20 protein-coding genes are annotated in these 18,111 nt (G+C 36.9%); 18 read left to right on the forward strand and 2 right to left on the reverse strand.

Features of this window, described 5'->3' with window-relative positions; translation table 11 throughout:
• The first annotated feature begins 7 nt into the window (after positions 1–7).
• Complete coding sequence (ribD, locus tag AR685_RS16055) at positions 8–1,033, forward strand: bifunctional diaminohydroxyphosphoribosylaminopyrimidine deaminase/5-amino-6-(5-phosphoribosylamino)uracil reductase RibD (protein WP_059125187.1); 1,026 nt, start codon at positions 8–10, stop codon at positions 1,031–1,033.
• A gap of 12 nt (positions 1,034–1,045) precedes the next feature.
• Positions 1,046–1,651, forward strand: a complete 606-nt coding sequence (locus tag AR685_RS16060) for an IMPACT family protein (RefSeq protein ID WP_059125188.1) — start codon at positions 1,046–1,048, stop codon at positions 1,649–1,651.
• Between the two features lie 18 nt (positions 1,652–1,669).
• Here AR685_RS16060 and AR685_RS18030 read toward each other — a convergent pair whose 3' ends face one another.
• A complete protein-coding gene (locus AR685_RS18030; RefSeq protein ID WP_131777646.1) occupies positions 1,670–2,332 on the reverse strand; it encodes a hypothetical protein in 663 nt (220 codons plus the stop codon).
• 586 nt (positions 2,333–2,918) lie between these two features.
• Positions 2,919–3,608 (reverse strand): zinc metallopeptidase, encoded by a 690-nt coding sequence (locus tag AR685_RS16070; protein WP_047447207.1) that lies wholly within the window; start codon positions 3,606–3,608, stop codon positions 2,919–2,921.
• Positions 3,609–3,714: 106 nt separating this feature from the next.
• Between AR685_RS16070 and AR685_RS16075 the strand changes: the two genes are divergently transcribed.
• The 16 genes from AR685_RS16075 to AR685_RS16145 all read left to right on the forward strand — a co-directional run bounded on the left by AR685_RS16075 (position 3,715) and on the right by AR685_RS16145 (position 18,047).
• Entirely contained in the window at positions 3,715–4,839 is a 1,125-nt protein-coding gene (locus tag AR685_RS16075; protein ID WP_059125190.1) for a hypothetical protein, read from the forward strand.
• A gap of 1 nt (position 4,840) precedes the next feature.
• On the forward strand, positions 4,841–5,017 hold the full coding sequence (locus tag AR685_RS18170; protein WP_165592827.1) for a hypothetical protein: 177 nt from the start codon (positions 4,841–4,843) through the stop codon (positions 5,015–5,017).
• 121 nt (positions 5,018–5,138) lie between these two features.
• The gene (locus tag AR685_RS16080; protein ID WP_047447213.1) at positions 5,139–5,510 is read left to right on the forward strand and encodes an NADH-quinone oxidoreductase subunit A; all 372 of its coding nucleotides are present in this window, start codon (positions 5,139–5,141) and stop codon (positions 5,508–5,510) included.
• A 101-nt stretch (positions 5,511–5,611) separates the two neighbouring features.
• A complete protein-coding gene (locus AR685_RS16085; protein ID WP_047447216.1) occupies positions 5,612–6,172 on the forward strand; it encodes an NADH-quinone oxidoreductase subunit B in 561 nt (186 codons plus the stop codon).
• Between the two features lie 4 nt (positions 6,173–6,176).
• Positions 6,177–6,671, forward strand: a complete 495-nt coding sequence (locus AR685_RS16090) for an NADH-quinone oxidoreductase subunit C (protein ID WP_047447217.1) — start codon at positions 6,177–6,179, stop codon at positions 6,669–6,671.
• Between the two features lie 71 nt (positions 6,672–6,742).
• Entirely contained in the window at positions 6,743–7,966 is a 1,224-nt protein-coding gene (gene nuoD / locus AR685_RS16095; protein ID WP_047447218.1) for an NADH dehydrogenase (quinone) subunit D, read from the forward strand.
• Positions 7,967–8,089: 123 nt separating this feature from the next.
• Positions 8,090–8,599, forward strand: a complete 510-nt coding sequence (gene nuoE / locus AR685_RS16100; protein WP_047447219.1) for a complex I 24 kDa subunit family protein — start codon at positions 8,090–8,092, stop codon at positions 8,597–8,599.
• Between the two features lie 103 nt (positions 8,600–8,702).
• On the forward strand, positions 8,703–10,058 hold the full coding sequence (gene nuoF / locus AR685_RS16105) for an NADH-quinone oxidoreductase subunit NuoF (RefSeq protein ID WP_059125191.1): 1,356 nt from the start codon (positions 8,703–8,705) through the stop codon (positions 10,056–10,058).
• 15 nt (positions 10,059–10,073) lie between these two features.
• On the forward strand, positions 10,074–10,910 hold the full coding sequence (locus tag AR685_RS16110) for a hypothetical protein (RefSeq protein WP_059125192.1): 837 nt from the start codon (positions 10,074–10,076) through the stop codon (positions 10,908–10,910).
• A 56-nt stretch (positions 10,911–10,966) separates the two neighbouring features.
• Positions 10,967–11,965: a 2Fe-2S iron-sulfur cluster-binding protein gene (locus AR685_RS16115; RefSeq protein WP_059125193.1), complete on the forward strand. Its 999-nt coding sequence runs from the start codon at positions 10,967–10,969 to the stop codon at positions 11,963–11,965.
• 89 nt (positions 11,966–12,054) lie between these two features.
• Positions 12,055–13,116 carry an NADH-quinone oxidoreductase subunit NuoH gene (nuoH, locus tag AR685_RS16120; RefSeq protein ID WP_059125194.1) on the forward strand — a complete coding sequence of 354 codons (1,062 nt, stop codon included), beginning with the start codon at positions 12,055–12,057 and terminating at the stop codon, positions 13,114–13,116.
• A 133-nt stretch (positions 13,117–13,249) separates the two neighbouring features.
• Complete coding sequence (locus AR685_RS16125; RefSeq protein ID WP_047447230.1) at positions 13,250–13,807, forward strand: NuoI/complex I 23 kDa subunit family protein; 558 nt, start codon at positions 13,250–13,252, stop codon at positions 13,805–13,807.
• The gene (locus AR685_RS16130; RefSeq protein ID WP_047447235.1) at positions 13,807–14,304 is read left to right on the forward strand and encodes an NADH-quinone oxidoreductase subunit J; all 498 of its coding nucleotides are present in this window, start codon (positions 13,807–13,809) and stop codon (positions 14,302–14,304) included. Before AR685_RS16125 ends, AR685_RS16130 begins: the two co-directional genes overlap by 1 nt.
• Positions 14,305–14,307: 3 nt before the next feature.
• Positions 14,308–14,637 carry an NADH-quinone oxidoreductase subunit NuoK gene (nuoK, locus tag AR685_RS16135; protein ID WP_047447237.1) on the forward strand — a complete coding sequence of 110 codons (330 nt, stop codon included), beginning with the start codon at positions 14,308–14,310 and terminating at the stop codon, positions 14,635–14,637.
• A gap of 3 nt (positions 14,638–14,640) precedes the next feature.
• Positions 14,641–16,554, forward strand: a complete 1,914-nt coding sequence (gene nuoL / locus AR685_RS16140) for an NADH-quinone oxidoreductase subunit L (RefSeq protein WP_047447240.1) — start codon at positions 14,641–14,643, stop codon at positions 16,552–16,554.
• The gene (locus tag AR685_RS16145) at positions 16,554–18,047 is read left to right on the forward strand and encodes a NuoM family protein (RefSeq protein ID WP_059125195.1); all 1,494 of its coding nucleotides are present in this window, start codon (positions 16,554–16,556) and stop codon (positions 18,045–18,047) included. Before nuoL ends, AR685_RS16145 begins: the two co-directional genes overlap by 1 nt.
• Positions 18,048–18,111 lie beyond the last annotated feature (64 nt).

An 18,111-nucleotide genomic window follows, 5' to 3' on the forward strand; every position in this document is an offset into this window, starting at 1 on the left:
TAATAATATGCAGGACGAATTTTACATCAAAAGATGCATTGAGCTGGCTAAAAAGGCAACTGGAGACACGTACCCTAATCCATTAGTGGGCAGCGTGATAGTTCACAACGGCAAAGTCATCGGCGAAGGTTACCACCATAGAGCGGGAGAAAACCATGCTGAAATCAATGCTATTAATTCAGTTGAAGACAAAAACCTGATCCCGGAGTCTACCATTTATGTCTCATTGGAACCGTGTGCTCATTTTGGAAAAACACCACCTTGTGCTCTGAAAATCGCAGAATTAGGATTCAAAAAAGTAGTAATTGGGGCGATGGATTCTCATGATAAAGTCAATGGAAAAGGGAAAAAAATCATCCAGGATGCACAAATCGAAGTGGTGAACGGAGCTCTAGAAAATGAATGCATTGATCTAAATAAAAGATTCTTCACTTATCACGAGAAAAAACGTCCATTTATTGTTTTGAAATGGGCCCAATCTGGAAACGGTTTTATTGATAGAGAATTTAAGCCTACTCCAATCAGCAATTCTTTAACAAAACAGTATGTTCATGAACTGAGAAATAATGAGCATGCCATTCTCATCGGAACAATGACTGCCCTGCGTGATAATCCAAGTTTAACTACGAGAGAAATGACCGGAAGAAATCCTATCCGGATATTGATTGATATTGACCTGAAAGTACCTGCTGATTACCATATCTATAATGACGAAGCGGAAACGCTGGTTTTTAATTCTCTGAAAAATTCAGACGAAGGACATATCCGATTTATCAAGACAGAAAGAGAAGGTTTTATTGAAAAGCTCATAAAAAAATTATACGAATTACAAATTCAGTCGGTGATTGTAGAGGGTGGAAATTTGGTTTTACAACAATTCATAGACGCCAATTTGTGGGACGAAACAATTGTTATAAAAAATGAAAATCTCCAAATTGAAAACGGAACGCGGGCTCCAAAATTTCAGCATCAACCTTTTGAAATTAAACAATTCAGAGACAATGTGATGGAATTTCATAAGAATTCAAATTAGAATTTTGAAGAAATGATACACGAATATAAAACGATACAAAAACCTGTTGAAAATACACTTCTTAAAGAAAGAGGAAGCAAGTTTATCGGGTTTGCATTCCCTATCAATAATGAAACTGAGCTTAAAAATGCTTTAGAAAAAGTGAGACTGGAGCATCCAAAAGCAACACATCATTGTTATGCTTTCCGAATGGGTCTGAATGGAGAAAACTATCGGGCGAATGACGACGGAGAACCATCAGGAAGTGCAGGTTTACCAATTTTCAATCAACTTTTAGCCAATGAAATCACCAACGTATTGGTGATCAGCGTTCGTTATTATGGCGGAACAAAATTAGGGGTTTCAGGTTTAGTTAAAGCATATAAAGAATCTGCAAAAATCACTTTAGAAGAAACCAAAATCATTACTAAAGAACTGGAGACCGAAATTAAAATTCAGTTTCAATTTAATCAGCAGAATGTTATTTTTACTTTGCTCTCAAAATTTGATGCAAAAGTTTTGAATTTTGATGCCGATGAAAACTGCATCCTCACTGCTTCTTTAAAAACTGCACAAAAAGAAAGCATCTCAGAAAAGCTTTCCGAGATGCAACATATAAAGTATAATTTTATAGAATAAGAGAGTCATTAGCTTCCTCTATAATTCTTCAGTTTTCTTTGTGCGGGTATTGTAGAGAAAAACTCTCACACTTTTATCTCCATACTTCTTCTTTATTTCATTACTTATTTTTTTGTAAATTTCAAATTCTGGTAGCGGCGCAGATTTTATCTCAGCCATCGCCCAATTTTGCAAAATAAAGTAGGGTTTATCTTTACAAAATCTACCAAGCACAGGTTCCAGATAAGGTTTTAACCCATCAACATTTTTATTAACACATACATACATTTGGTAGCCTTTCCCTGAGTAAAGATTAAAAGAAAAGTACTGATACCATAATCCAAAAAAACTTAGAACCGGCATCAAAAACCACAATACCACACAATAAAACTGCTTTAACATTAGCTTTGTCCCTATATATTTTACCGGTGAAGTATAAAGAATCAGCAAGATAAATATAAGTGCTAAGTTCCAAAACCAAACCACAGAATTATAACCCAAGCCAGCTGGACCGATGATAATTAGAATAGAGATGTGTATTGCTATGAGAAAGTAACTTATTATTCTTTTAGATTTTACCACAAGCAGTAAAACCGCCAATCCTATTTCAATGACTGGAATTAATAATCCGAAAAAAAACAATTTAAATTTTAAAATATTCTTTAGTGATAAGCCGAAAAATTCTTGCAAGACAGTATTCATCCAGAAAGTGTACAGAAAATCTCTATTAAGTTTGTGAAGTCCACTGAATAAGTACATCCCGACCAAAAACAGATGAAAAAGAAAAACAATATTTTTAGGCTTCGAAAAATTTAAAATAATAAGTAAAAGCATGCACATGTACATATACTGCCAAGGTTGCCACCGTACAGTATCTAATGCACAACTAAAAAATTCCAACAAAAAAAGAGATATTAGCATCCATTTCTTTCTCCGAAAGAATACTACGAGCAACAAATTTATAAGAGAAAGACAAAATAAAGTCAAATGAAAATCTGCCGGAACCTGTTTTAAAAAATCAAACGGAGGAATTACAGGATACTCCCTTTCGATTATCCAAGTTTTATAGCTCCACAGCTTTGTAAGAAACCAAAAAGCAGCCACAAATTTTATAAGAAATTTAATCTTTTGATTTTCTGAATCAAACACTGTCTTTTGCCACATACTAATCTCTTTGTGATATCATCTTCAAAAATATTAAATATACTTGAGGTATATTCAAATAAAAAACATCTCAGATAAACCTTCTGAGATGCAATATATTTCTTGTTATTTTAAAGACTAAATTCTAATCCCTTCGACCTCCCATCAAAAGAGAAGCGAAATACAGAAGCTGTGCCAAGGAACCTAGAGCAGCTACAAGATATGTTCGCGCAGCCCAGGTAAGACTGTCTTTTACGCCTACAAATTCTTCTGAAGTTACCGTTCCAGTATCTTTTAACCATTTCATCGCTCTGTTACTCGCATCATACTCTACCGGAAGTGTGATAAACGCAAAAAGCGTTGTCAGTGCAAACATGATCACGCCCACTAATAGAATTATTTTATTCCCACTCATGGCCATCACTACAATCCCTCCCATCAAAACAAACTGCATTAGATTAGAGCTAATGCTTACCACTGGGACCAATTTGGACCGTAATTGCAACATTGAATAACCTACGGCGTGCTGAACAGCGTGTCCGCACTCGTGAGCAGCAACCGCAGCTGCCGCTGCATTCCTTTGCATATATACTCCTTCCGAGAGATTAACGGTCTTATCCGCTGGGTTATAATGATCTGTTAGTTGTCCAGGAACTGAAATTACTTGCACATCATTGATTCCGTTGTCTCTCAACATTTTTTCTGCCACTTCTTTTCCTGAAAGTCCATTTCTAAGATGTACGTTTGAGTAATACTCGAATTTAGATTTCAATCTTGAGGAAACCAGCCAGCTAAGGAGCATCGAGATTCCTATAATAAGATAATAACCTGTCATTTTTTCAAAAATTTAATATATAATAATTCTATTATGAGATGTAATAATTGTGCCAAAGTATTAACAATTATTAATTATATTTGTGGTTGAAATTACCCTAAATACTATGTCAGAAGTTTCAATTCTTGAAGTAAAAACACCTAACGAATTAAAACAATTTGTGAAATTCCCGATGGATTTGTACAAGAACAATCCTTACTATGTACCTTCTTTTATAAAAGATGAATTGAATGTATGGAATTCTCAGGAAAACCCAGCGTTGCAGTATTCCGAGGCAAAGCAGTTTCTGGCATGGAAAAACAATAAAATTGTCGGCAGAATTGCAGTGATCATCAATCATAAAGAAGAAAAAGAACTCGGCATCAGAAAAGTTCGTTTCGGATGGATTGATTTTATTGATGACGAAGAGGTGTCTAAGGCATTGATTGACACAGTTATTAATTATGCTAAAAGTCATCAGATCGACAACATTGAAGGACCGATGGGTTTTACCAATCTCGACAAAGCAGGAATGCTGACCTTCGGATTTGAAAAAATCGCGACAATGATTGGTATTTACAATCATGAATATTACCCACAACACATTGAAAATCTAGGACTTGTCAAAGAAAAGGAATGGGTAGAATTTGAGATGAATTTCCCAAAAGTTTTACCTCCCAAAGTGGAAAAATTCAGCAAGCTGATTGCTGAAAAATATAAATTGAGAGTTTTAGATTTTCAAAGCAAGGAAGAGATTTTACCCTATGTAAAACCTATGTTTAAATTGCTTGACGAAACCTACAAACATCTGTCCACCTACACTCCTATTTCCGAAGAACAAATCAAGACCTATAAAGAAAAGTTCTTTCCGATGATTGCTAAAAATTACGTAATTTGCGTGGTTGACGAGCAAGACGAATTGGTTTCTTTTGCAGTAACAATGCCTTCATACTCTAAAGCTTTGCAGAAAGCTAAAGGAAAGCTTTTCCCGTTTGGCTGGTGGCATTTTATGCAGGCTCAGAAGAAAAATGACCGTGCCAATTTTTATCTTATTGGAATTCATCCGGAATATCAGAGACGTGGTGTAACAGCAATTATTTTTAAAGAAATCTTTGTCCGTTTTAATAATATGGGAATCGACTTCGCTGAAACCAATCCTGAACTTGAAGAAAATAAGAGCGTGCAGGTTCTTTGGCAGGATTACAATCCCGTAAATCACAAAAGAAGAAGAACGTATTCTTTAAAATTCTAGCATGAAATTACATCTTATATTTTTTGCGGTTCTCATTGTAGGATTCATCTCTTACAATCTATTTTTAGAGTCGGAAGACGAACGTCTGAATACCATCATTAACATTCTTTATGCAAGTGTACTTTTTGGATACATTGCTTTTATGGCATTTGCTCTGCTCAAAAAAATGAAGAAATAGACACTATTTTTATTGATTCTAAATTATCGGTTTTTCTCATTTTCATCAGACTTTTAAGTTGATTAATTTCATGCTTTATTGTTTATTGCCTAAATTTGCAACTTGAGATAATAATGTAAAAATGAATTTACCTGAAAGTTATATTCCAATACTCATACAAGCCGGTGTAGCCATTGGTTTTGTTGCCATTTCTTTGCTTGGCGCTCATTTTCTGGGTCCACAGCAGAAAAAAGGGAATTCTGTAAAGAACTCTAGCTGGGAATGTGGTATTCCTGTTGAAGGAAATGCTAGAACTCCATTCTCTATTAAATATTTCTTAACAGCAGTATTATTCGTACTGTTCGATATCGAAATCGTATTTTTTTATCCATATGCTGTCAACTTTAGAGAATTCGGAGTTGAAGGCTTTTTCGCAGTACTCATGTTTGTGGCCATTTTCTTCCTCGCATTCTTCTATGTATGGAAACGTGGCGCACTAGACTGGGATAAATAATCAATCATCATTTTAAATAAGAGATTTAGATAAACACAATCGAATTAAGGTTAACATTAACAGTAATTTAGAATCTAAATTAGAATATTAAAATCAACAAAATGTCAGATCAAAAACCAATTATAAGAACAGATGCACCAGCTCCCGAAGGATTTGAAGGAGAAGGTTTTTTCGCAACAAAACTGAGCAGTGTGATCGGTATGGCAAGAAAGTTTTCACTTTGGCCATTACCTTTTGCAACTTCTTGTTGTGGTATCGAATTCATGGCAACGCTAAACCCTACGTATGACGCATCAAGATTTGGTATGGAAAGAAACTCTTTCTCACCAAGACAGGCAGATATGCTGATGGTTTGCGGAACTATATCTAAAAAATTAGGCCCTGTTTTAAAAGAAGTATACACGCAAATGGCTGAGCCAAAATGGGTGGTTGCTGTTGGAGCATGTGCTTCAAGCGGTGGTATTTTCGACAGCTATTCTGTTTTACAGGGAATTGACAAAATTATTCCGGTAGATGTTTATGTTCCGGGATGCCCGCCAAGACCGGAGCAGATTATTGAAGGTGTAATGCAGGTTCAGGCTTTGGCAGAAAGCGAAAGTATCAGAAGACGAGATACACCGGAATATCAGCATTTACTAGACTCTTATAACATTAGCAACTAAGAGAATGACGAACGAATTTGTATTAGAAGCAATTACGAGAGAATTTCCGGAAACTGTAATTTCAAGTTCAGAACCTTATGGTATGCTGACGATTGAGGTTAAAAAAGAGGATATCAAAAAGGTCATTCATTATTTGAAAGACTCTTCGCTAGAAATAAATTTCCTTACCGATGTTTGTGGAATCCATTACCCTGAATTTCCTGAAAAAGAAATTGGTGTAGTGTATCATTTACAAAACATGATGACCAACTTCAGATTGCGTTTAAAGATTTTCATGTCAAGAGAAAACATCGAAGTAGATTCTCTGACTGAATTGTATGCAGGAGCCAACTGGATGGAAAGAGAAACTTTTGATTTCTACGGAATTAAATTTAAAGGTCACCCGGATCTTAGACCTATTTTAAATATGGAAGATCTTGGATACCACCCTATGTTGAAAGAATATCGACTTGAAGACGGTACTAGAACCGATAAGGACGATGCAATGTTCGGAAGATAAAAAAAAATATAAATGATTAATGATGATTGATGTTTGATCAATTATCTCCTATCAATTATCAATTATATATTATGAAAGATAACTCATTATCTAATATACTTAACCAACACGAAAGTAAAGAACAGATTGACGGGCAATTATACACCCTGAATCTTGGTCCTACTCACCCTGCAACACACGGAATTTTCCAGAACGTGTTGACGATGGATGGAGAAAGAATTCTTCATGCTGAGCAGACCGTTGGTTATATTCACAGAGCTTTTGAGAAAATTTCTGAAAGAAGAAACTATTCTCAGATCACTACTCTTACTGACCGTATGAACTACTGTTCTGCTCCCATCAATAACTTAGGATGGCACATGACGGTTGAGAAACTCATCGGTATCAAAGTTCCAAAGCGTGTAGATTATATGCGTGTTATTTTAATGGAATTGGCAAGAATCGGTGATCACTTGATCTGTAACGGCGTAACCGGAATGGATGCAGGTGCTATTACAGGTTTGACGTATATGTTCATCGAAAGAGAGCGTATTTACGATATGTATGAGCAGATTTGTGGTGCGAGGATGACGACCAACATGGGAAGAATCGGAGGTTTTGAAAGAGATTTCACTCCAAAATTCCATGAGTTGTTGAAAGATTTCTTAAAAACTTTCCCGGCAAGATTTGCGGAATTCGGACAGTTGTTGGAAAGAAACAGAATCTTTATGGACAGAACCATCGGTGCAGGAGCAATTTCTGCGGAAAGAGCTTTAAGCTATGGGTTTACAGGTCCGAATTTACGTGCAGCAGGTGTAGATTATGATGTAAGAGTTGCAGAACCTTATTCTTCTTACGAAGATTTTGACTTCATTATTCCTGTAGGAACTGCAGGTGATACTTACGACAGATTTATGGTTCGTCAGCAGGAAATCTGGGAATCATTAAAAATTATCAACCAGGCTTACGACAATCTTCCTGAAGGTCCATTCCACGCGGATGTTCCTGACTTCTATCTTCCTGAAAAGGCAGATGTTTATCAAAAAATGGAAGCGTTGATTTACCACTTCAAAATTGTAATGGGAGAAACTGATGTTCCGAAAGGTGAAGTTTACCACGCAGTAGAAGGCGGAAACGGAGAATTAGGATTCTACTTGGTGAGTGATGGTGGAAGAACGCCTTACAGACTGCACTTCAGAAGACCTTGTTTCATTTATTATCAGGCTTATCCTGAAATGATTACAGGTTCTGTTATTTCTGATGCAATCGTAACCATGTGTAGTATGAATATTATTGCGGGAGAATTAGACGCATAATTTAGATATTAGAAAAAAGACGAAAGATGAAAGACTTTCGTCGCCAATATAAAACGAATTTAGAATATAGAACCCGAGAATCTTTTTTCTTTGTTCTTTACTCTTTAATCTAAGAGATAAAAAATGAGCGAAACAATAGCTTTTAAACCGGAAAGTTTACAGCAGGTCCATAAAATTATGGCAAGATACCCTGAGGGAAGACAAAAATCTGCTCTTCTTCCTGTGCTTCACATTGCACAGAAAGAATTCGGAGGTTGGTTAGACGTTCCTGTGATGGATTATGTTGCTGAATTATTGAGTATTAAACCAATTGAAGTATATGAAGTAGCTACTTTCTATACCATGTTCAATATGAAACCGGTTGGTAAATATGTCTTGGAAGTTTGCAGAACCGGACCTTGTATGGTTTGTGGAAGCGAAAAAATATTAGACCACATCAGAACAAAACTGAACATCAAAGACGGCGAAACTACTGCTGATGGAATGTTTACCTTGAAACCAGCTGAATGTCTTGGTGCATGTGGATACGCTCCAATGTTACAGTTAGGAAAGTTCTATCACGAAAATTTAACCATAGAGAAAGTGGACGAAATCCTTGATCTTTGCAGAGAAGGACAAGTTGATCTGGGCTAAATAAATTTTAAACTAATTTAAAAAAGCGCGAAGCTGTTACACTGAGCTTGTCGAAGTGCAAAGGTCAAAAGCCAGCAGCTAAATGCTAAAAGCATAATTAAAAATGAGTAAAAAACTTTTACTTAAAGACGCACACATTGAAGGCATCCGCTACTTTGAAACTTACCGTAAACAGGGAGGTTACACAGCAGCAGAAAAAGCTTTAAAAATGACACCCGAAGAAATTCTTGAAGAAGTAAAAGTTTCAGGTCTTCGTGGTCGTGGTGGTGCAGGTTTCCCGACGGGAATGAAGTGGAGCTTTCTGGCAAAACCGGAAGGCGTGCCAAGACACTTGGTAGTGAATGCTGATGAATCCGAACCGGGAACTTTCAAAGACAGATATTTAATGGAATTTCTTCCTCATCTTTTGATTGAGGGAATGTTGATTTCATCGTATACTTTAGGTTCAAATGTTTCTTATATCTACATCCGTGGAGAGTATTCTTGGATTCCGGATATTTTGGAAGAGGCAATTGAAGAAGCTAAAGCTGCAGGATTTTTAGGTAAAAACATCTTAGGAACTGGTTTCGACTGCGAAATTTATGTTCAGAGAGGTGGCGGAGCTTATATCTGTGGTGAAGAAACTGCTTTGCTTGAATCTCTTGAAGGTAAAAGAGGAAACCCAAGATTGAAACCACCTTTCCCTGCTGTAAAAGGACTTTGGGAAAGACCAACGGTTGTTAACAATGTTGAATCTATCGCAGCCATCGTTCCTATTATCGATATTACGGGAGCTGAATATGCTAAAATAGGAGTTGGAAGATCTACAGGTACAAAATTAATTTCTGCTTGCGGAAATATCAATAAGCCCGGAGTTTACGAAATCGATATGACCATTACGGTTGAAGAATTCATTTACTCTGATGAATATTGTGGCGGAATTCCAAATGGTAAAAAGCTTAAAGCTTGTATTCCCGGAGGAAGTTCAGTTCCAATTGTTCCGGCCAACTTATTATTGAAAACCGTCAACGGTGAACCAAGATATATGAACTATGAATCTCTTGCTGACGGTGGTTTTGCTACCGGAACGATGATGGGTTCAGGAGGTTTTATCGTTTTGGATGAAGACCAGTGTGTTGTAGAACATACCATGACTTTGGCGAGATTTTATCACCATGAAAGTTGCGGACAGTGTACTCCTTGCCGTGAAGGAACGGGATGGATGCACAAAATTTTAAAGAAGATAGAAAAAGGAGAAGGAAAAATGGAAGACATCGATTTGCTTTGGGATATCCAGAGAAAAATCGAAGGAAACACTATTTGTCCATTGGGTGATGCGGCAGCATGGCCTGTAGCAGCAGCGATTCGTCATTTCAGAGATGAATTCGAATGGCATGTGAAAAACCCTGAATTAAGTCAAACTCAAAACTACGGATTGGCCAATTATGCAGACCCTATCCCAGTTGCAGCAAGTAATTAATAGAGTCTTAAAGAATTGAAAAATATAATCGTTTTTTTATTATTAATCGGATTCAGTTCAGTTAATGTAAAAGGACAACAACAGGAGGAAAACAGCAGAGTTTTCAAAAAAGGAAGCTTCTTGGTGTTTTGGGGATGGAATAATGCAAAATATTCAAAATCAGATATTCACTTTAAAGGTGATGGGTATGATTTTCAGTTGGATAATGTAGTTGCAAACGACAGACAAACCAAATTTGATTGGGGAACCTATTTTAATCCGGGAAGCATCACAATTCCTCAGGTTAATTACAGGATTACCTATTTTCCGAAAGATAATCTAGGAATTACTGTAGGAATGGATCACATGAAATATGTGATGGATCAAGATCAGACTGTCAATATGAAAGGATACATTAATGATCCTAAATATGCAGGAATGGTGAACAGTGGAACAATAGACCTTAACAGTGGAGAATTTTTGACATTCGAACACACAGACGGTCTGAATTATATCAATATTGGTGCTCAGAAATATCATAACGTTTTAAATAAAAAACATATTGCTATTTTTGCCAGTTATGGAGGTGGATTAGGTGCTTTATTGCCAAAATCTAACGTTCAGCTGATGGGAAATGAAAGAAGTGACAGATTCCATTTAGCAGGATTCGGATTGGATGCAAGAGGAGCAGTGAGTGTGGTGATTATCAAACATATTGTGCTACAGGCGGAAGGAAAACTTGGATACATCAATATGCCAGATATCAAAACGACACTGAACAACAAGCCGGATAAAGCTTCTCAGGATTTTGTATATGCACAGTTTAATTTTGGAATTGGATATACTTTTAACACGACAAAAAGATCAAAGTAATTTGATTTTAATTAATAAATAGAACTATTGCTTAGCGCATTATAAAGCGAAAGAATATGAGCGAAGAGGTTAAGAAATTTAAAATAACGATAGACGGACAGACTGCTGAAGTTTTGCCTGGAACTTCTATTTTGGAGGCAGCAAGACAAATCGGCGGAAAATCTGTACCACCAGCAATGTGCTATTACAGCAAACTGGAAGCCAGTGGAGGAAGATGTAGAACGTGTTTGGTAGAGGTTTCTAAAGGTTCGGAAGCAGATCCGAGACCGATGCCGAAATTGGTAGCAAGCTGCAGAACGAATGTGATGGACGGAATGGAAGTAAAAAACCTTTCTTCTGATAAAGCACAGGAAGGACGTAAAGCAGTTACCGAATTCTTATTGGTGAATCACCCATTAGACTGCCCGGTTTGTGATCAGGCTGGAGAATGTCACCTTCAGGATCTGGGTTACGAGCACGGAAATCTTGAAACCAGAACTGAATTTAAGAGAAATACATACGAAGCTGACGACTTAGGTCCGAACATCAAACTGAATATGAACCGTTGTATCCTGTGTGCAAGATGTGTTTTAGCGGCAAACCAATTGACTGGTAAGCGTGAGCACGGAATTTTGTTCAGAGGAGATCATGCTGAAATTTCTACTTATTTAAATAAAGCTTTGGATAATGATTTCATCGGAAACGTTATTGACGTTTGCCCGGTTGGAGCATTAACTGACAGAACTGCACGTTTTGCAAGCAGAGTTTGGTTTACAAAGCCAATGAACGCTTCTTGTAAATGTGATAAATGTTCTGGAAAAGCTACGGTTTACATGAAAGGTGACGAGATTGTAAGAGTTACTGCAAGAAAAGATCAGTGGGGAGAAGTTGAAGAGTTTATCTGTGACACTTGTCGTTTCGAGAGAAAATCATTGTCAGACTGGAACATTGAAGGTCCTAGACATATCGACAGACATTCAGTTATTTCATTAAACCATTACGAAAAACCTAAAGACGAATTAAGAGTTTTAGACAATCCTATGGCGAAAGAAATCAGCGAAAAAGACGAAAAATAATTTTTAAAGACATCAGATCTCAGAAAACAGACTTCAGATTTTAAATCTGATATCTAGCATCTGATATCTATTATCTAAACAAATAAAAAATGGATTTACTTACATTTAAATTAATACTTGTACTGGCACTTTTCCTGTTATCATTGACGATAGCGGCCTACTCCACCTGGGCAGAAAGAAAAGTTGCGGCAATTATGCAGGACAGAATCGGACCTAACAGATCTGGACCATTCGGTTTACTGCAGCCTCTTGCAGATGGTGGAAAATTTTTCTTTAAAGAAGATTTTACTCCGCAAAATGCAGAAAGATTCCTTTTTGTATTGGGACCTGCATTGGTAATGTTTATTTCACTGATTACCGGAGCGGTAATTCCTTGGGGTAAAACATTGAATATTGGTGGTGAATCTTTCGACTTACAGGTGGCTAATATTGATGTAGGTGTACTGTTTATTATTGGTATGGCTTCTATAGGAGTTTACGGAATTATGATCGGAGGCTGGGCTTCCAACAATAAATACTCATTATTAGGTGCCATCCGTGCTTCTTCGCAGATGATTTCTTACGAATTGGCGATGGGTCTTGCATTGCTTTCCATCATTATGATGACTGGAAGTTTAGATTTAAAAGTAATCACCGAAACTCAGACTTCAGGGAAAATCTGGGGACTTTTTGAGATAGACGGATTAAACTGGAATATACTTTACCAGCCTTTGGCATTTTTAATTTTCTTTGTATCGGCTTTGGCAGAAACCAACCGTCACCCTTTCGATTTACCTGAGTGTGAATCTGAATTGGTAACCGGATATTCTACCGAATATTCTTCAATGAAATTAGGATTGTATATGTTTGGTGAATATGTGAACATGTTTATTTCTAATGCATTTATCGTAGTTCTTTTCTTCGGTGGGTACAACTATCCGGGAATTGAATGGGTAACTCAGAACTGGGGAGAAAATGCAGCTGGAATTTTAAGCATTGTAGCATTTTTAACGAAAACGGTTGTCGGAATTTTGATCTTTATGTGGATCAGATGGACGCTTCCAAGATTCAGATACGACCAGTTGATGCACTTAGGATGGAAAACTTTAATTCCATTGGCATTGGTCAACTTAATGATTACAGGAGCTGCGATTTTAGCTTTCGGTAATTAAGAAAGAATTTGAAAATTTGATAATGAGATAATTTGAAAATTAAATTATCAATTTAAAGTACAATAGTAATAATTAAGATAACAGACAAGATTAGTCTAAAATCTAACGTCTAACATCTAATATCTATAATTAAATGAAACTTACAAACAGATCAAAAGTTGTTTCGAATAAAGAAATGACCCTTGCTGAAAAAATCTACCTTCCGGCGATTTTCAAAGGTATGGGGATTACTTTTAAGCATGCTGTGAGAACCGTTGTAAAACGTGCTCCGAATGTTTATTCTTATCCGGAAGTACAAAAACCGAGAGCAGATATCTGGAGAGGTCAGCACGTACTGAAAAGAGATGAAGAAGGCAGAGAAAGATGTACAGCTTGCGGTTTGTGCGCAGTGGCATGTCCTGCTGAAGCTATTACAATGACCGCTTCTGAAAGAACAAGAGAAGAAAAAGATCTTTACAGAGAAGAAAAATATGCATCAGTATATGAAATCAATATGTTGAGATGTATTTTCTGCGGTATGTGTGAAGAGGCTTGTCCGAAATCTGCAATTTATCTGACAGACCGTTTGGTGGATGTAGAAACCAACAGAGGTTCTTTCATTTATGGAAAAGATAAATTGGTTGAAAAAATTAATGAAAGGATTGACATCACAGAAAGACAGTCCGAGAAACAAAAAAATGCGGTAAAATAATGGATCAGTTTTTATTTTTCTTGGTGGCGTTTTTAGCAGTGTCAAGTGCGGTTTACTTCGTATTTGCGAGAAATCCTCTATATGCTATTCTGTCATTAATTGTTACAATGTTTTCAATCGCCGGAATGTACATTCTTCTGAATGCTCAGTTTCTGGCCATCATACAGATCATCGTTTACGCAGGTGCGATCATGGTTTTATTCCTTTACATCTTAATGATGCTTAACCTTAATAAAGAAGACGAAAGTAAGAAGAACAATACTTTAAAGTTTGTCGGAGTTTTTACAGCGGGTCTTTTGTTAATTGGGGTTTTAGGTGTTTTCAGAGGAGTTCAGGAACAACATGTAGTGGTAGAAAACGTAGACAAAGGTGTTGGTCTTACAAAGAATCTGGGAAGACTTTTATTCAACGAATATGTTTTGCCGTTTGAGCTTGCTTCCATCCTGATTTTAGCAGGGATTGTAGGTGCGGTATTAATCGGTAAAAAAGATTTATAAATTATGGGAGAAGTAAATACTTTTATGCAAAGCGTCCCTCTGGAATATTTCATAATCCTTTCTTCAGTATTGTTCTGTCTTGGGGTTTTGGGAGTATTGCTGAGAAAAAACGCGATTGTAATTTTGGGTTGTGTGGAGCTTATGCTTAATTCTGTAAACCTTTTGCTGGCTGCATTTTCAGCATACAATGGGAACAGTGACGGACAACTTTTAGTTTTCTTCATTATGGTGGTTGCTGCTGCAGAAGTTGCTGTAGGTTTGGCAATTATTGCGATGCTATATAGAAATACCCGTTCTGTAGATGTGAGTATATTTAATAAATTAAGAGGATAAAGAATGGAGAATTTAGTCTATGCAATAATACTTTTACCACTTTTAGGTTTTCTTATTAACGGTTTATTCGGAAAAAATCTTCCAAAAATAGTTGTAGGAAGCCTTGCTACCATTGCTGTTTTCGGATCTTTCTGTATTGCGGTAAGCTTATTTCTGAATTTCGATTCTGAAAGTCAGCCTGTAATCGTAAAAGCTTTTGAATGGTTCAGAGTCAACGGAATTCAAATTAACTTCGGTTTCCAGATCGATCAGCTGTCATTAATGATGGTGATGATCATCACAGGAATCGGATCTCTAATTCACCTTTATTCTATCGGATATATGAGTCATGATAAAGGTTTCTATAAGTTTTTCACTTATTTAAATCTTTTTATCTTCTCGATGTTACTTTTGGTAATGGGAAGCAACTACTTAATCTTATTCATCGGATGGGAAGGTGTAGGTTTGTGTTCTTACTTATTGATCGGTTTCTGGTACACGAACGAAGAATATGGGAAGGCGGCAAGAAAAGCTTTCATCATGAACAGAATTGGTGACCTTGCTTTGTTGATCGGAATCTTTATGATTGCGTCTCAGACAAACGCAGTTGATTATTTAACTGTCGCTCAAAACGCAGGGAAATTTGAACTGGACGGAACGATCATCATATTTATCACCGCGAGTTTATTTATCGGTGCTACCGGAAAATCTGCTCAGGTTCCTTTATATACTTGGCTACCCGATGCGATGGCTGGTCCGACTCCGGTTTCTGCGTTAATTCACGCGGCGACGATGGTAACGGCAGGTATTTATTTGGTGGTAAGATCAAACTTCTTATTTACTTTGGCACCAACCGTACAGGACGGAATTTTATTAATTGGATTCTTAACTGCGGCTTTGGCTGGTTTCTATGCACTTCGTCAGAACGACATCAAAAAAGTATTGGCATACTCTACAGTTTCACAACTAGGTTTCATGTTCATTGCTTTAGGTTTGGGAGCTTACACAACTGCGATGTTCCACGTAATGACGCATGCTTTCTTTAAAGCTTTGTTATTCTTGGGTGCAGGTTCTGTCATTCACGCGATGAGCAACGAACAGGATATGCGTTTCATGGGAGGTTTGAAAAAATATATTCCTATCACTCACGCAACTTTCCTGATCGGAACTTTAGCGATCTCAGGATTCCCTTTACTATCAGGGATGATTTCAAAAGACGAAATTTTAGTTGCAGCTTATGCTAAAAACCCTGTTTACTGGGTGATGCTATTCATCTTGGCGGCTGTTACTGCAACCTATATGTTCAGACTGTATTACTTAACTTTCCACGGAGATTTCAGAGGTACGGAGGATCAAAAACATCATTTACACGAAAGTCCATTAAACATGACTTTACCGTTAATCATTCTGGCTGTCTTTTCAGTGCTTGGAGGTTTCATTAACCTTCCTCACTTCATCGGTCACGGTCATTATGCTAAATTAATGGAATGGCTGAAACCGGTACTGACACCGGAAAGCTTTAAGCAAATGGAAACTACACTTACAGGAGTAGCAGAAAGCACAGAATTTATTCTTTTGGGAGCAACCGTTGCCATGTTCTTTGCCGTTTGGTTTATCGTGAAAAATACTTATGTAAATAAGAAAAAAAGAGCTATTGCTGAAGACGATTATACAGGATGGGAAAAACTTTCTGCTAAGAAACTTTACGTTGACGAACTTTACAATGCATTGATTGTAAAAACAGTTGAAGGACTGGGGCGTGGCGGAAAAATGTTTGACAAAGGCGTTCTGGATCGTTTGGTAGACTACATCGGGGAAGGCGCTGAAGACAGCGGAAGATCGATGAAGCGTGTACAGAACGGAAATGTAGAAAACTACATTCTGATCATGTCTTTAGCTGTGGGAATTATACTGATTGTTAACTTTATATTACAATAATGTCTTATTTACTATTAACATTATTACTTTTACCTCTAGTAGGTTCGGGATTGGTCTTTGCATGGAGGAATACTTCCAGCAAATACCTGGCATTAGGAATTGCTTTGATTCAAATGCTGCTTACATTTTACGTTGTTTCGGATTTTGATTTTAATCCGACCGTAGACAGCGTATTGCAGTACGAGATCAATTATCCTTGGTCACAGTTTATAAAAAGTAACCTTCATTTCGGAATTGACGGAATGAGCTTGCTTCTTTTATTGCTGACCAATATTTTGATGCCGATCATTATTTTATCATCTTTTAATGAAAATGTAAGCTATAAAAATTCTTTCTACGGTCTGATTTTGCTGATGCAGTTCGGATTGGTAGGTGTTTTCACTGCTTTAGACGGATTGCTGTTCTACATTTTCTGGGAAGTAACTTTGATTCCGATCTGGTTTATCGCCGCGCTTTGGGGTCAGGAAAACAAAAGACTGGAATTCACCACAAAATTCTTCGTTTATACTTTCGTAGGATCTCTGTTTATGTTGGCAGGGTTAATTTACGTTTACAATCATTCAGCATCATTTGCTTTAACAGATTTGTATAACGCAAACCTTGGTGAAACTCAGCAGATTGTTGTTTTCTGGTTTATCTTCTTTGCATTTGCAGTAAAACTTCCGGTTTTCCCATTCCATACTTGGCAGCCGGATACTTATACTTACTCTCCTACTCAGGGATCGATGTTGTTATCTGGGATTATGCTTAAAATGGCGATCTATGGTGTACTTCGTTATCTTATTCCGATCACACCGACTGCAATCTTCGGAATTTCCGGACAGATTGTAATTATTTTAGCGATTGTAGGAATTGTTCATGGTGCTTTAATTGCTATTATCCAGACCGATATGAAAAGAATCATTGCGTATTCTTCTTTATCTCACGTCGGATTGATGGTGGCAGGTATTTTCTCCTCTGCAGTGCTTACTTTAAGAGGAACATTTACTATTGAAGGAGCTGAAGGAGCTTTGGTACAGACATTTGCTCACGGTATCAACGTAGCAGGTTTATTCTTCTGTGCTGATATTTTATACAAAAGATTTAAATCAAGAGACATCAGACAGATGGGAGGTTTGGCGAAAGTCGCTCCTAAGTTTGCGGTTTTGTTTCTGATTATCATATTAGGTTCAATGGGTGTTCCGTTGACGAATGGTTTCATCGGAGAATTTATTTTGATTAAATCAATCTTCGACTTTAATGTATTGGCTTCAGTAATCGCAGGTCTTACTGTTATTCTTTGTGCAGTTTATCTTTTAAGATTCTATGGAAAAGCAATGTTCGGACAGGGCGATGATGCAGTTTTAAGTACAGCTAAGGATTTATCAGCAGTAGAATTTTCGGTATTGGCAAGTATTGCAGTATTTGTAATTGTCCTGGGAGTTTTTCCTCAGCCGGTCATTGATATGGTAAGTAGTTCACTGAAGTTTATTTATGCTTCAATGATTAATTAACATTAAAAGATTTAAATAGTAAAAGATTAAAGAATTAAGAGGTAAAAAGTAAAAAGAGCAAAGG

This window comes from Chryseobacterium sp. JAH, from assembly GCF_001507335.1.
Taxonomy (GTDB): Bacteria; Bacteroidota; Bacteroidia; order Flavobacteriales; family Weeksellaceae; genus Chryseobacterium.